The following is a 14,219-nucleotide window of genomic DNA, read 5'->3' on the forward strand; positions in this document are numbered from 1 at the left end:
TGGTCGGCTTTCGGTCAGAGGGTGAAGGAGCCCTGGGAGATGGCCCGCGCGAGGCGGGCGATCTTCTGTGCGTCCAGGACGTTGTTGAAGGGGATCTCCTGCGGTTTGGTGGGACGTGTCGATCGCCTGGCTCCCGGCGGTGCCGCGGGAACGGGGAGCGGGAACATGGCCTGAGCGAGACCGCCTTCCACGTCGTCGACGGTGAGGTTGGTGCTGCCCCCGCTGCCCGCCAGGAACTGGTCCTGGGCGGTGGAGTGGGCCGTTCCGATCTGCTGCAGGAAAGCGTACTCGGGCTGAGTCCAGGTGGGGATGCGCGTGTAGTCAGCGAGGTCCTGGAAGCTCATGGCTGACAGCGCGACCGGCTGGCGGGGGTCGACCGGCTGGCGACTGGCGAAGGTGAACGTGGCGTTCTGCTGGACCGTCCAGCACGGGGTCGCCTGTGTGCCGTCCAGCAGGTATTCGACGAAGCGCAGGGAGGCGGGGAAGCAGTCGGAGGCGGCTTGCTGGGCCCCGGTTCCCGCGGTCGCGTTGTAAGGATGGTAGGTGAGGGAGACGCCGCAGTAGACGTACCGGCGATTGGCGGGCGCCGCAGTGGCATTGTGATTGCGCGCTGCGGTGACGTCCGCCTTCAGCTGGCTCTCGTGCAGGCTCTCGTAGCGCTGGTTGTCGCTCTGGGAGGCGACCACGAGGTTCTCGGCGCCGCCGTGCCCACCGGCGATGTTGTTGACGAGGTGGAAGCGGATCCAGTTGCCCTGCTGCAGGTGGCCGGCCCGCACGAGGTCCTGCAGGTAGTCCCACCCCGGCGGGTTCTGCTGGGGGGTGTTGCCCACGAGGGAGCCGTCGGTGACCATCTCCGACTCCAGGGCGCGCGGATACCCGGCCGACGAGCGGGTCTGCGTGTGGAGCAAGAACCCGACCCGGGGCGGGGCCGTGATCGGGGTGGTGGGAGGCACGGCCAGGCGCTGGACGGGCGGCGCGGTGGCGCCGGCCCGTACGCCCTCGACCGGGTCCGGCGAGGACGCGGGTCGATCCGCGACCGGCCGGCGCATCGCGCGGGCCGCGTTCGCCTCGGCTTCGCGTTCGAACCGGTCGGACGGGTCGGAGACCCGCAGCCCGTTGCCGTTGTCGGTACCGGCGACGGGGCCTCGGCGCTGCTGGATGACGTGGGTGAGCTCGTGGGCAAGGGTGTGCTTGTCAGCGCCGCCGGCGCCGATGACGACGTGGCTGCCGGAGGTGTAGGCGCGGGCCCCGACCTCGGCGGCGGAGGCCTTGGCCGTGGTGTCGTCGTGGACGCGCACGTCGGAGAAGTCCGCGCCCAGGCGCGCCTCCATGTCGGTGCGGGTGGCGGTGTCCAGGGGACGCCCGCCGGTCGCCAGGACGTTGTGGACGGCGGAGCGCTGCACCGCAGCCGCCCCCTCAGCGGCCTGCCGGTGACCGCAGCCGGCGCCGTGCTCGTGCCGTTGCCGGCCGTGAAGCAGTCCGGCCCGGCGCATCATCTGCACAACGGCCGCATTGCCCGCGGAGGCCTGCAGGGCGAGGATCCCCCGCGCGGAGGCCGGCACCGCCGAGGCGGTGCCGGGCGCTCGTGCGGCAGTGCGCGCGGTGGCCGACCGTCGGTCGGGTTTGTGCTCCTGCTGGTGTGGCACCGGTGCCGCCTACGATCGAAGCCCCCTTTGCGGGGGCGGAGTGAATGAGCTGCGAACCTCCTTGAATACGGCATCCGGGCCGACGCGACCAGAGGCGTGAGGACAGTCTTCACGGCCCCAAGGGCACGCCGGGAACCCCTTGCGGGCAACCTGGCCGCCGCCCTCGACGCCTCCCCGATCGGCGACCTCGCCGCCACCGCCTCGTCCAGCGCACCGACGGGAACGCGATGGCGTCGCTCGCCGCGCCGATCGGCGGCCAGCAGTGGACCTCGGCCAGCGAGGCCTTCGCCCGGCTCCGCGTCGCCGGCGGCGACCGACCAGCCCGAACAGCCGCCGGCGCCGCTGCACGTCTTCCCCTCCGACGCCGCCGAACACGCCCTCGCGACGCTGCGCCCTGGCGAGGCTGGACGCGGTCGAGAAGCTGGTCGAGCGCCTCGTGATCCACCCGCGGCTCGGTATCCCGGTGCCTGGCGGCACCGACCCCGAGGTCGACGACTACACCGCCCGCACCGACCCGGCCTCCGACACCGGCGACCGCATCAGCGTCGTTTACAGGTTCCACCCCGGCATGACCTTCCCTGGCAAGTCAGCGTGTTGAGATTGTCAGCGGTTGAGTTCATGTCGGAGGGCAACGCCCCGAAGTCGAGATAGCCTGTTGGGTCAACGCCCATACCAACTCGGGCATTCACGATGTGGCAGGGGCGAGCCCGTGGCACCAGAGGAATCAGCGGACACTGAGACAGCGGGGGTGACCCGCAACGTCGTCCAAGGCCATTCTCGAATCCACGGCTCCCTCGTGCAGGCGGGTACGGTCGAAGGAGGCGTGCACATCTACCCTCCCCAGGCACCGTCCCCCGCGCCGTCGCTTCAGGCTCGCTCCGGAGCGGTGATCCGTGTCGAACGTAACGGTGAGGCTATCGAGTTCTTCGACACGGAGCTGGCACGCCTGTGGGTCAGCGCAGCACTCGGCCCGCCGGGCCCGGTACACCACAACAATGTCCCCGCTACTGAGCGCGTGGCCTCCCCAAGGCGGGCGCTGAACCTCACCGGCACGCTCTTGAGCGGGCACACCGGTAACGTCACAGCGGTAGCCTTCGCACCTGAGGGACGGTTGTTGGCGACCGCCTCCGAGGACGGCACAGCGAGACTGTGGAAGGTAGCCACTGGCTCCCCGGAGGGCGCTCCGCTTGCCGGGCATCGTGACGGCGTGCGGGCGGTGGCCTTCTCTCCTGACGGACGGCTACTGGCAAGCGGAGGCCGGGACCGCACGGTGCGGTTGTGGGACTCGGCCACAGGCGAGCAGATCGGGCAACCGCTCACGGGACACACCAATGCCGTCTGGGACCTCTCGTTCGCCCCAGACGGCACACTGCTGGCGAGTGCCGGTCTGGACCGAGCAATATGCCTATGGGATCCACACACCCGCGCTCTTGTCGGATCTCCGCTCATGGGCCATACCGGCGGGGTCAACGCCGTGACGTTCTCCCCGAATGGACGGCTCTTGGCAAGCGGCGGGGAGGACGCCGTCGTGCGTCTGTGGGATCCCTTGAGTGGTCAGCTCGTCAGTGCACCACTGACCGGCCATCGCGGTGCGGTACGCGCGGTGGCCTTCTCCCCTGATGGCAGCCTTCTCGCGACCGGCAGTTGGGACGAGACCGTGCAGGTGTGGGACACCGTCACCTTCAGACCTGTCGGCGCCCCCTTGGTGGGTCACCGTAATGCGGTCCGAGCTGTGGCCTTCTCTAGCGACGGCAGACTGCTCGCGAGCACGAGCATGGACCACACGGTACGCCTGTGGGATCCGGCCACCGGTCTTTCCGTCGGGTCTCCACTCACGGGGTTCGTCAACGGCCTCAAAGCGGCAGCGTTCGCCCCCACAGAGCCGTTGCTGGCTAGCGCAGATGGAAGCACGGTCCTGCTCTGGCGTGCATCGATGGACCGAGCATAAGGTTCATCACGGACGCCATGCTCCCCTTGCCGTCCTGCCGTGGGTTCTGGCGTGACTTTGTCGGTGATCTTGGTGGCCTCCGGGTGAGCTCAGTGATCAGTGCGCAGGTTTGTGGCTGCGGTGCAGGTTGACCAGCCGCCCCGTCCACATCGGGCCCTGACCGGACCCATTCTCAGCCGGTACGGCGCCAGCCCCCTCGATCTTCCAGGTCGTCAGTGACCTCGGTGCCCCGCCGCCCTGGCCGGGACGGGGCGATACCGCCGCGCACCGCCCGCCCACCCAGTCCTGCCACGGACCGGAGCGGCGTGAGCCGCAGCCGGCCTCGCTCGTTCGGGAAAGCCGGGACAACCCGCGCGGTGGTCCGACAAGGTGGCCGCGACAACCCGTTCGCCGGCCCCGGCCCGAGCCACACCAGATCAGCAGAGAGGTGGACGCGCGTGGGCGAGCAGGACCCGGACGGCGGCCCGGCCTTCGAGGTGCCCCACGACCTGCGTGCCGAGCAGCTGCTCCCCGGTACGACGATGCGCTCCAAGGGCGCGGTCGCCGACATCGTCAAGATCCTGCGCCCGTCCAGCTTTTACCGCCCGGCTCACGAGTTCATCTACAACGTGGTCCTGGAGCACTACGCGGCTGGGGAGTCCACCGACCCGATCCAGGTCGCCGCGATGCTGACCGAGCAGGGCCTGCTGGCGAGGGCCGGCAGCCGGGACTACCTGCACAAGCTCGTCAACATGGTCCGCAGCACCGTCGGAGCCGAGACCCTCGCCCTCCTGGTCGAGGACAAGGCGCTGCGTCGCCGGCTGATCGAGACGGCAACGCGCATCGACCGCCTCGCCTACACCGACACCCCCATCACCGACCTGGTCGACGTGATCCAGGCCGAGGTGGACGCCGTGACCACCGGCCACAGCCCGAGCTGGGTCGAGGTGCGCCTGATGGCCGACGTGATGGAAGGCGTCCTCGACGAGGTCGAGGGCATCGGCTCGTACATCGGCGCTCCAGCCGGGGCGCCCACCGGCCTCTCGGACCTGGACGTGCTGACCAACGGCCTGCACCCCGGGCAGCTGATCGTTCTGGGCAGTCGGCCCGCCCACGGCAAGAGCGCCCTCGCGCTCACAGTCCTGCGGGCCTGCTCCTTCCGCAACGGCCTGCCCGCCGTGCTCTACAGCCAGGAGATGGGCCGCAACGAGATCGGCATGCGTTTGCACTCCGCGGAGAGCCGCGTCCCGCTGCACCACATGCGCTCGGGCAACATGACCGACCGGGACTGGACCCGCGCCACCACCCGCATACCCGAGGTCTCCTCCGCCCCGCTGTTCATCGACGACGCGCCGAACCTCACCCTCGCCGAGATCCGCTCCAAGAGCCGGCGCCTCAAGACCCAGCACGGCATCAAGCTCATCGTCGTCGACTACGTCCAGCTCCTCGACCACAGCAGGCACAAGTACGGCAGCCGCTACGAGGACATCAACGAGGTCAGCCGCCGCCTCAAGCTCCTCGCCAAGGAACTGCACCTGCCCGTCATCGCGCTCTCCCAGCTCAACCGCGCGCCCGAGCAGCGCGCCGACAAACGCCCCCACATCTACGACCTGCGCGACTCCGGCACCCTGGAAGACGACGCGGACCTGGTCCTCCTCCTTCACCGCGACGACGCCTACGCAGCCGACAACCGGCCCGGCGAAGCCGACCTGATCGTCGCCAAGCACCGTAACGGCCCCACCGCACGACACCGTCGCCTTCCACCCCACCATCTCGGCCTTCACCCACCCGGGCGACCACGGCTTCGTCCCCCGCCAGGCCGCCGAAGACGACGCCCCTTGCCAGCCTGCAGACGAGAGCAGCGCCGACACCACCCCACCCCGTAGCCGCGCCCACTGCCGACGAACCCGCGAACCAGCGCCGACACAGGGCTGTTCCAGCCCGCGCCTGGACTTCGCGACCAGGTGAACCTGGGCCGTTTCGGCCCAGCGGAAGGCCCTGGAACGGCAGGATGGCGGCCATGACAGTCACGATCGGTATCCGAGTCGATTTCTGGGAGCAGCCGGCCCTTGGGCCGGACGGGGAGTCCAAGGGCTACGTCTGCTCGGTGGTGAAGGAGGACGGGTTCACCGCGCTGGCGGTGCCCGCAGTCGGGGAATCCCTCTCGGCGGTCAGCCTGCTGGTGGGCCCGATGAAGGAGAAGCCGTACATCGCGCCGCCGCAGGGCGGCTACCCGTTCCACATCGTCCGGGTGGTCGAGCACTACCCGCGTCCGCTCGGCGACGACCGCGAGCCCGGGGCGATTGTCGTGGTTCACGCCCAGGTCGGCTACGAGGGCGAGCGCCTGGAGGAGTTCGTCCGCGTTTACGCCGAAGCCGGCTGGCACTGGATGCCCGGTGAGAGCCGGGCCGTCTCGAGGGCGGCGGAGGCCGCCCGGACCGCCGGCTGACGGAGCCGCCCGGCAGCGCGGTCCCACGCCCGAGCCACAGCCGAAGTCTGCCCGACCCTCCTCGACAAGCGCGTCCACCCGCACGTCCTCCACCACAGTTGCGCGATGTCCCTACTCCAGGCAGGTGTCGACACCACAGTGATCGCACTCTGGCTCGGCCACGCCGGCGTCCGCTCCACCGACGCCTACGTCCACGCCGACATGACTATCAAGGAGAAGGCGCTCGCGCTGACCGCGCCGGTCACGGCCCGGCCGGGCCGCTACCGGCCCACCGACAAGGTTCTGGCCTTCCTCGACCGCCTGTGACTATGCCGAGGCCCTCACAGAGGACTTGCCGTTGAACCTGCCGAGAGGTGACGTTCCCGGCTCAGCGCGCTGACGACCTACTTTTGGCCCAGGAATTCGCGCACGTCAGCGGCCAGGGTGGTCATTCCTTCACCGGCTTCGACCACGTTCGTGACAGTGCACTTCCAGTCCTCAGGGAAGAAGCCTGACCTCAAGGTCCAGCTCAGATACACGTGACCACCCGAGCCGAAGGTCGCTGTCACAACCAGATGGTTGTTGACCCAGACCCGCTCGCCCTCCCAACCGCGGAAGTCGCGCGCAAGGTTGTCGAAGAACTCGTCCAGACTGTCCCAGACGGTCACAGCCACGGATTCGAGCCGTGCGCGGACACCGTCGGCAACAGCCTCCACGGCGAAGGAGGCCTCATACTCACCAGCCCGCGACCAGTCGAACAACCGGACGCAGGGCGCGAGTGTCCCGCGCCCACCGACGACAAGCTCGACCTGCCCCGGACCCAGCTCGATCAGACTCACCCGCCGAAGGATACGGACACCGCCAAGTCGATGGCATCACCATTCTGGACGCCCGAGCCGCTGCTACTTCTCATCGAAAGTCCAGGCTGCCACCACGATCCGGTGCTGCCAGCGCCCAGCGACAATCGCTCTTCGTCTTCACCTACGCAGCCAGTCGGCATAGTCGCGGTCTCGGCATAGGTCGATCTATGCGGATATCGGCATAGCTGGACGAGTTCGGCTACCTCAACCTGGACCGCAAGGGCGCCAAGCTGCTGTTCCGGATCGTCACCGAGCGCGAGGGGCGCAAGGCCACGGCCGTCGCGACGAACTCACCCTTCGCCGAGTGGGACAAAGCCTTCGGCGACGCCCGCCTCCGCGCGGCCGTCGCCGACCGGATCACGTTCCGCTGCACCCTGATCCAGACCGGCACCGAGTCCTACCGCTACCAGGCCACCCAGGAATCCCTCTTCCCAGCCTCGAACTGATGGACGGCGAAGTCCCGGTGACCTCCGTGAAGGCTTGGAGGGCCACTGAGGGGCCACTCGGATTTCCAGCTGACCACAGGGGCGGTGGCCGGCGCACCGCTCGAAGCGGCCGCCGTGGTTGTCCGCCCGGCGGCGTCGCACAGCAGCCCGCCTGGCATGCTGGCCGCATGGATGCTGACGCCCTGACTCCGGTTCACCTCGACAAGGTGATGGACGGGTTGGCGATGAATTCCGCCCTGCCAGCTTCTATGGTTCGGCGACTATTCGCGTGGCGGCGGGGCACGGGGAAGGTGGCGAAGCGTCCGGACCTTACCGAGGACATGATCGCCGAGATCATCGCGATCGACGACCACTGGCTCCTGCACAGCCTGGCGCTCAACAACCGGCTGCCGGACCAGTTCCGTATCCGACTGGCCACACATCGGGACGGGGCGGTGCGGGCCGCGCTCGTTGTCCACGCCGCGACCGCACCACGGGAGATGCTGGAACAGCTCATCGAGGATCCCGATCCACGGGTCCGTGAGTACCTGGCTCAGGGCCCCCACACGCCGCCCGATCTCCGGGCCCGCCTCGCCGCCGACTCCGACCCGGAGATCCGCGCCGCGCTGGCGAAGCACTGGCCGCAGGCCCCGGAAGCGGTCCGCCGGATCCTGCTGACCGATCCCGAGGCCAAGGTCCGCGCCGCGGCCTGTTCGACCTACTACGCGCATCTGCCGCATCCGATACCGCCCTCGGACCTACTGCCGGCGCTGTTGGCGGACCCGGTGACTCGGGCGGGCGCGGTCATTCACGCGGTTCTCGACGCGGACACCCTCCAGCGGCTCGCCGCGGATCCGGACAGCGAGGTTCGCGCCGAGCTCGCTCGGCATCCTGACCTGCCGCCGCCGGCCCGCGAGGCCCTTGCGGTCGATCCGGCCTTGAGCGTCCGTGTGAAGGTCTTCGCCCGGCCGGACACGCCCGAGCACGTGCGGGCGCAGATCCACGCCGCGGTCCACGAGCTGTCGCGCTCGACGGCTGATCCGGACCCTGACGCGGACGACGAAACGGTCCTGCAGTGGTTCCAGAACGAGTTCGCGCCCACGGAACTGCGGATCCTGCGGCTGCCCTGGGTGACGGCCTCTCCGCTGCCGCACATCGACTCGCCCTACGTCAGCTTCCGAGTCTCCGCGGCCGCCAGCAAGGCTCTTCCCGCCAACGCGGTGGCCCGACTGCTCGACGACGAGGAGGAGATGGTCCGCCTCACCATGGCCTACACCGCCCCGCACCTGGTCGATCCCGCGACCGCCGAGAATATCGAGCGCCGCTACCGCCGGCGGGACAAGTTCACGTTCTGGTGGGACAAGGAGGAGGTCCTGACGTTCCCGCCGGCAGCCTTGCGCTGCTTCGCCACCGACCCTGAGCCCCGGCTCCGCTCCTTCGCACCCCGCGATCCGGATCTGCCCTCGGAACTCGCCGAGAAGCTGGCCGCCGACCCCGAAGACCGAGTCCGCCGCGCGGTCGCGCCCCACCGCAACCTCCCGCTCCAATCCCTGCTGCGTCTCCTCGCTGACCCCTCGGAGCGCGTCGCAGAAGCCGCCGGCGCCTCACCGTTCCTTCCGGGCGAGCACATGGAGTGGCTGCTGAACCGGGCGGGTCTGTAGCCGCTACTCAGGAAGGGCTGGGCCCCACGGGTCCAGCCCTATTGGCATCCAGGGTGAGGCCCCGGCCGCGACTTGTCAGGGAGGCGACCCGGGCCCCGAACCACACGCTATCGACGCCACCACTCCGGCCCCACGGACACTCCGCCCATGCCTCGGCAGGTCACACCCGATCAGTGGCTCCCGATCTCGCCGGAACGGCTCCCGAACTCGCCGAAGAACGCCCACCGAGGTCGAGTACATCACCGTCACGTGTGGCCTACGCGTGGCTCCCGTTCACATCGGAGCAGTGGCTCCCCTATGACCCGACAACATCACCCTTTTCCCAGGCCGCCGGGCCGGACCGGGACAACCCGGCGGGGCTGCGCAAGCCGGGACGGCCGCTAGCGGGGCCGAGACGGGCCGCACCCGCCCGGACCGGGTGAACCGTGGATCGGCCACCACACATCACGCCAGGCTTGGCCTGGCATCGAGGGCACTGAGCCTGCAACGGATTGACCATCCCATTCCCCTCGCGCTCCTGAACACGGCCGCCGCCATGGCGCTCCGGCGGACACCTGATGTCCTACCCCCTGGGCTGCTGACCCCGCGCTCTTTCGCGGGCGTGACCTGGTGGCGGGTGGGTGGGTGTTTTTGGGCATTTTGGTGGGTTTGGGTTTTGTTGGTTGGACCAATTGTCGCGGGGTGTCAGGGTGGCGCCGGGGTGTTCCGGTGGTGTGTGGCGGGGCCCGTTTCGGTTGCTGTACGTGCTTGCCGTGGGTATGTCATGAACGGGGGTTAGGGGTGTCGGGGGTGGTGAATTACCGGATGTTTCCCAGGGGTTCTCCGGCGTGTTTCCGTGGTCGTTTTCCGACTGGTTTTCCGGGCTCTTTTAGGGGTGTGGTCTTCCCGGCTTATCGGCGGGTTTTTCCGGGCGGTGGGGTCGGTGCGCGTCACGGGCAATGGGGTGTGACGCGCACCGGGTGGTGATCTTGTCAGGCCGCGTGTCGGCGGCTTGTCCGGGGGCGGCTGTTCGGCGTTCTGCTCGCCGCCGGCCCCGGCCGGCCTGGGCGAGGCCTCGTCCGCCCGCAGCCACGACGGGTGTGCGAGGTCCCACCAGCAGTTACACGCCTTCTGACGGCGCCGCACAACGCGATCCTGGCCGAGCGGCCCAGGCCAGTGCCGGCGTTCGGTGACTTGCGGCGACAGCCCGCGAATCTGTCAGGAGGGTGATGCCGTGAATTATTGGCTTCTTCGAGGGAATGCTGGAGCACCGCTGAATCCCGCTCATGGCGCCGCCGCCTGCAGGCCTCGTCGTCAACGGGCCATGAGACCGACGTACGGAGGTACCAGATGGCCGAGCTCCCCCCACCGCCAGAAGGAATTGTGCTGGCCCACTTCATCGTCTCGGACGATGTAGAGCGCTCTCGACGCTTCTACACCGAAGTACTCGGCGGCCGGGTGGCCTACTCCGGCCCCGGAGGGCTGACCTATGTCGCCCTGGCCAACAGCTGGATCATCATCAATGTCGGCGGCGGCCCGACCGACGACAAGCCGTCGGTCACCCTGGCCACGCCACGCGATCCCGACCGGGTCAGCAGTTTCCTCAATATCCGGGTCAAGGACGTCCATGCCTTGTACGCGGAGTGGAGCGCCCGGGGCGCCCAGTTCCTGACACCGCCGAAACAGCACGAGTACGAGATCCGCTGCTACATCCGCGATCCCGACGGCCACCTGATCGAAGTAGGGCAGACTACCGACCCCGAGGGAGACTGGTCGCCCGCTCACTGGCCGTCAAGTACGCGCGCCGGCGATTCGGAGTGAATGCCGGGGTCCCGGCCACACTCGGCGAGTCCCGCCTGCCCGGGAATCGAGGGAGATGGAAGCCCGATCCGGGCCGAGAAAAGGATCGGAACCGCCGTCCCGGCGAGACCTGGGTGGTGGCCCGCGTCGCCGTCTCGTCGTTCTCGCGGGCCTCGCCCGCCTCGGCGGCCCGCTGCCCGGTCCTCGGCGTCCGGCCTGGCCGCGTGGGGCCGGTCCGTTCCAGAAATCTGGAATGCGGGGGTAGGCCCCAGGCCGCCTGGCTGTCGACCTCTTGTCCGGTATGCCTGTGGGGCTGTGGGGCTGTGGGGCCTGTAGGGCAGCCGCTGACCTCTGACAGGAGACCTTGACCGTTTGCCATTCGATCTTGACCACCAGCAGGTTTCTGCCACCTGATCTTGACCGGTGGCGGGGGAAGCGGTGGGGGTCGCTGCGCGAGCATACGGCGATGCCGTGCTGACGGGCGGTCCCGCCGGGTCCGGGTCTGCGGGCGAAAGCCCTGCAGGTCGGAGCTGGTAAGTGTGCCAGGATCGCCTGCCGTGAAGACTTGGGATGAACTGACCGTCACCGAGCAGGTGCTGGTCCGCCGCGCTGTCGCCGGCACTACCCCGCGCGGCAGCGCGCAGCACGTCACGGCCGTGCTGCGCTGGGCGGGCTCGCCCGAGGTGCCGAGGCGTCGCAACGCGTCGCCCGAGGAGCAGTCGGCGCGGGTGCCGGAGTTGGCCGCGGCGACGCTCCGGTTGGTCGCGGGCGGGTGGTTGACGTTGCGTCGGGCGCTCAGTACCGCGTTCGTCCAGGAGGATGGCCCGGAGGTGACGGGCGCGGAGCTGGCGCAGCTGGTTGTCGACACGGCGACGTGGGTGTGGCCGTGGGACGACCGGTCCGGCGTGCCTGTTCTCTCCCTGCGGGCGACCGAGGAGGGACGCCGCCGCTGGGAGGCCCGGGCGTATGCTCCGGACGCCCCGCCCACCGTCCATCAGCTGGACCTGACGGAGGTCGAGGACCGGGTCCGGGTGTGTGCCATGGAAGCGAGTGGCTGGCTGACCGGACCGTTCGGGATCCTCGCCGATCTGCCGTCCGAGCTGGAGGGCGAGGAGCTGCGGGCGTACGTGACGGCGGACCTCGCCCCGCTGGTCCGGTTCGTCCGCGAGGGAGCGATCGAGGTGCTGCACGTCGCGGAGCCCGCCGCCGAGGGCACTGTCGTCCCGCTGGAGGAGCTGCTGGATGCCTTCGGTGACCGGGAGTTGCGCTGCGACGACCGCGACGACTGGGGCGTCGGGTTCACCTGCGTCCTGACCCAGTCGCTGGCGAACGCGCTCCGCTAGCGTCCTGAGCCAGAGACTCGGCAGAAGTTCAGGAAGAACACCGAAGTCGAGCGGTCAGAGTCACTTGGCAATCGGTCAAGGTCGGCTGTCAGAGGACAGCCGCCGTCCTCGCCGCCGTCCTGGCCGTCGTTCGGTGCGGGGGTCGGTGGTCCGGGTCGCTTGGGTCGCTGCGCCTGGCCGACGCCCTCGCGCGATGCCTCGCGCGTCGCGTGGAGCCGGGTGGGCGCCCGTTCCCCGGCGGCCGCCTCGCAGGCTGGCCCGGCGCCCGCCGTGGGCGGCCGTCAGGCCGCTGTCCAGGAGCCGGTGAGCCGCTCCCGGGGGCCTCGGCGGGAGGCCGCACCCGGCCCTGCTCCGCCGGTGCTGCTCCACCTCGGCGCACCCGTACCGCCGGATGCGGCGCCCCGTCGCGGACTTGGCCGGCATTTGTCCGGGGGTGCCGCAGGCGCCACCAGGACGACCTCGGCGCCGGGGCCGCCAGGCCCCACATCGAAAACCCACCCCATTTTCTCGGTGGCGCCGCAGGCCACACCCACAACCCCTTTCGAGGGGCCGCCAGGCCCCGGCCCACCGCCAAAGACCAGCCCTCTTTCTGATCCCCTTTCCGGGCCGTCCGTTCGCTGTAGGGCACCGGGTGTCCTGGAGGGCGCTGGAGGGCCTCTTTATCGGCCGATAGGCGCGGGCACCGAGTGAATTCATGCTGCGACATCAAGGCGGGATGCCATGCGGCTGGTTAGGCGCGTTTCCTGCCGGATACCGGGCCGGGCTTACCGACTGATTCCCGCGTGTCTGCCCGGTAACATTCGAAGGCCGAGGGCAGGTGACAATCCCATGCGCATCGAGGGCCCGAGTGCTGCCCCGTGCTGCGCCCTGCCCGGGGCTTTTGACCGAGTGTGGTGTGACGGCCGGTGGGATGTTTTCACGGCCCGCCCTCGGCCTGATTTCGGGGGGGTGGGTGCCGGTTCTGTGTCGCCGGCTGACGGTTCTGGCCGTGCGGCCTGCGTGTTTGTGGGGTTGGAAGAGAAGTTCCCGATGGCATGAGAGTAGTGGGACTTTCCGCGGTTCGGTCGAGAGCCCTGTATGCGGGTGGGCCGGCGTGGGTGGTGCCAGGTGTGGTCCGTCCTGGTCGTCACCACGGTCGCGATCGACAACCGCGCGTACCGCGGTGGTCCCGCTTGTCCCCATCAGCGCCCCGTGGCTCGCTTACCCTCGTCGCGTCGGGCGGTGGTCGCCGTATCGGTGGCGGCGCGTAGGGTCCGGTGAGTGAGGTCTTCTGATTCGTGTGCCGATCTGCCCGTGCCCGACACCCTGCCGGATCCGTGGGCGGTGGTGCGGGGGACCGACTGGCCGTCGCTGAAGACCGCGCGTGGGACGGGCAAGGAACTACCCGGGGTGCTCGCCAGGCTGCTCGGCCCGGACCTGACGGCCGAGGAGACCGGGCTGAGGTTCCCCCGACGTGCGGAAGGTTGCCGGAGATGGCCTGATTGGCCATGAGAAGGGAGCCTCTGCCATGGCCGCACCGATGAAGTACCCGCCCGAGTTGCGACGGCGTGCGGTGGAGATGTACCGCACCGCCGACCCGAAGCCCGTGATCCGCAAGATGGCCCGCGACCTGGGCGTGCACCACGAAGCGCTGCGCAACTGGATCCGCCAGGACGAGGCGGACCGGGGCGAGCGGGACGACCGGCTGACCACCGCGGAGAAGGAGGAGCTGGCCGCTCTGCGGAAGGAGAACGCCGAGCTCCGCCGGTCCTGCGAGATTCTCAAGGCCGCCTCGGCTTTTTTCGCCCAGGAGCTCGACCCGACCCGGCGACGGTACTGAAGCTCATCGACGAGCACCAGGACCGCTTCGGGGCCGAGCCCGTCCTCCGGGAACTGCACATCCCCGCCTCCACCTACTACCGCTGGCGCCGCGACGTGGCGGAGCCGTGCGAGCGCAAGCGCCACGACGCCGAGCTCACCGAGCACATCCGCCGCATCCACGCCGACTCCGACGAGACGTACGGCTCCCCGCGCGTCCATGCCGTCCTGCGGCGCGAGGGCACTCGGGTCGGCCGAAAGCGGGTCGAACGCCTCATGCGCCAGGCCGGCATCCAGGGCGTCAGCCCGCGCCGGCCCCGCTCCTTCACCCGCCGCGACCCGGCGGCGGATCT

12 protein-coding genes and 1 pseudogene are annotated in these 14,219 nt (G+C 69.6%); 10 read left to right on the plus strand and 3 right to left on the minus strand.

Features of this window, described 5'->3' with window-relative positions:
• Nucleotides 1–14 precede the first annotated feature (14 nt).
• Complete coding sequence (locus tag ACZ3YL_RS24200; protein WP_465659777.1) at nt 15–1,646, minus strand: eCIS core domain-containing protein; 1,632 nt, start codon at nt 1,644–1,646, stop codon at nt 15–17.
• Nucleotides 1,647–2,394: 748 nt separating this feature from the next.
• Here ACZ3YL_RS24200 and ACZ3YL_RS24205 point away from each other — a divergent pair.
• The 4 genes and pseudogenes from ACZ3YL_RS24205 to ACZ3YL_RS24220 form a co-directional block, all read left to right on the plus strand.
• On the plus strand, nt 2,395–3,594 hold the full coding sequence (locus ACZ3YL_RS24205) for a WD40 repeat domain-containing protein (RefSeq protein WP_465659779.1): 1,200 nt from the start codon (nt 2,395–2,397) through the stop codon (nt 3,592–3,594).
• A 437-nt stretch (nt 3,595–4,031) separates the two neighbouring features.
• Nucleotides 4,032–5,459 (plus strand): replicative DNA helicase, encoded by a 1,428-nt coding sequence (dnaB, locus tag ACZ3YL_RS24210; RefSeq protein WP_465659781.1) that lies wholly within the window; start codon nt 4,032–4,034, stop codon nt 5,457–5,459.
• Between the two features lie 134 nt (nt 5,460–5,593).
• The gene (locus ACZ3YL_RS24215; RefSeq protein WP_465659783.1) at nt 5,594–6,022 is read left to right on the plus strand and encodes a hypothetical protein; all 429 of its coding nucleotides are present in this window, start codon (nt 5,594–5,596) and stop codon (nt 6,020–6,022) included.
• A 72-nt stretch (nt 6,023–6,094) separates the two neighbouring features.
• Nucleotides 6,095–6,328, plus strand: a pseudogene (locus ACZ3YL_RS24220) (tyrosine-type recombinase/integrase); the annotation flags it as partial.
• 77 nt (nt 6,329–6,405) lie between these two features.
• Here ACZ3YL_RS24220 and ACZ3YL_RS24225 read toward each other — a convergent pair.
• On the minus strand, nt 6,406–6,840 hold the full coding sequence (locus ACZ3YL_RS24225; protein ID WP_465659785.1) for a DUF6228 family protein: 435 nt from the start codon (nt 6,838–6,840) through the stop codon (nt 6,406–6,408).
• A 206-nt stretch (nt 6,841–7,046) separates the two neighbouring features.
• Here ACZ3YL_RS24225 and ACZ3YL_RS24230 point away from each other — a divergent pair, with 206 nt between their 5' ends.
• The gene (locus ACZ3YL_RS24230) at nt 7,047–7,307 is read left to right on the plus strand and encodes an ATP-binding protein (protein WP_465659809.1); all 261 of its coding nucleotides are present in this window, start codon (nt 7,047–7,049) and stop codon (nt 7,305–7,307) included.
• A 167-nt stretch (nt 7,308–7,474) separates the two neighbouring features.
• Nucleotides 7,475–8,947, plus strand: a complete 1,473-nt coding sequence (locus ACZ3YL_RS24235) for a hypothetical protein (RefSeq protein ID WP_465659787.1) — start codon at nt 7,475–7,477, stop codon at nt 8,945–8,947.
• A 295-nt stretch (nt 8,948–9,242) separates the two neighbouring features.
• On the opposite strand, the gene ACZ3YL_RS24240 is transcribed toward ACZ3YL_RS24235, so the two are convergent.
• A complete protein-coding gene (locus ACZ3YL_RS24240; protein WP_465659789.1) occupies nt 9,243–9,446 on the minus strand; it encodes a zinc finger domain-containing protein in 204 nt (67 codons plus the stop codon).
• 830 nt (nt 9,447–10,276) lie between these two features.
• On the opposite strand from ACZ3YL_RS24240, the gene ACZ3YL_RS24245 reads away from it, so the two are divergent.
• The 4 genes from ACZ3YL_RS24245 to ACZ3YL_RS24260 form a co-directional block, all read left to right on the plus strand.
• Complete coding sequence (locus ACZ3YL_RS24245; RefSeq protein WP_359008639.1) at nt 10,277–10,747, plus strand: VOC family protein; 471 nt, start codon at nt 10,277–10,279, stop codon at nt 10,745–10,747.
• Nucleotides 10,748–11,283: 536 nt separating this feature from the next.
• Nucleotides 11,284–12,069, plus strand: a complete 786-nt coding sequence (locus ACZ3YL_RS24250; RefSeq protein WP_465659791.1) for a hypothetical protein — start codon at nt 11,284–11,286, stop codon at nt 12,067–12,069.
• 1,507 nt (nt 12,070–13,576) lie between these two features.
• On the plus strand, nt 13,577–13,888 hold the full coding sequence (locus ACZ3YL_RS24255; RefSeq protein WP_030558521.1) for a transposase: 312 nt from the start codon (nt 13,577–13,579) through the stop codon (nt 13,886–13,888).
• Nucleotides 13,889–13,983: 95 nt separating this feature from the next.
• Nucleotides 13,984–14,219: IS3 family transposase (locus ACZ3YL_RS24260; protein ID WP_465659793.1), on the plus strand; the 236-nt coding region annotated here is incomplete at its 3' end.

Source organism: Kitasatospora sp. NPDC023176 (assembly GCF_055560495.1).

Bases quoted from the DNA above. Each gene is read 5' to 3' on its own strand.
- ACZ3YL_RS24215 (WP_465659783.1), top strand. From the start codon at position 5,594: ATGACAGTCACGATCGGTATCCGAGTCGATTTCTGGGAGCAGCCGGCC.
- ACZ3YL_RS24235 (WP_465659787.1), top strand. From the start codon at position 7,475: ATGGATGCTGACGCCCTGACTCCGGTTCACCTCGACAAGGTGATGGAC.
- ACZ3YL_RS24240 (WP_465659789.1), bottom strand. From the start codon at position 9,446: ATGGTCAATCCGTTGCAGGCTCAGTGCCCTCGATGCCAGGCCAAGCCT.
- ACZ3YL_RS24245 (WP_359008639.1), top strand. From the start codon at position 10,277: ATGGCCGAGCTCCCCCCACCGCCAGAAGGAATTGTGCTGGCCCACTTC.
- ACZ3YL_RS24255 (WP_030558521.1), top strand. From the start codon at position 13,577: ATGGCCGCACCGATGAAGTACCCGCCCGAGTTGCGACGGCGTGCGGTG.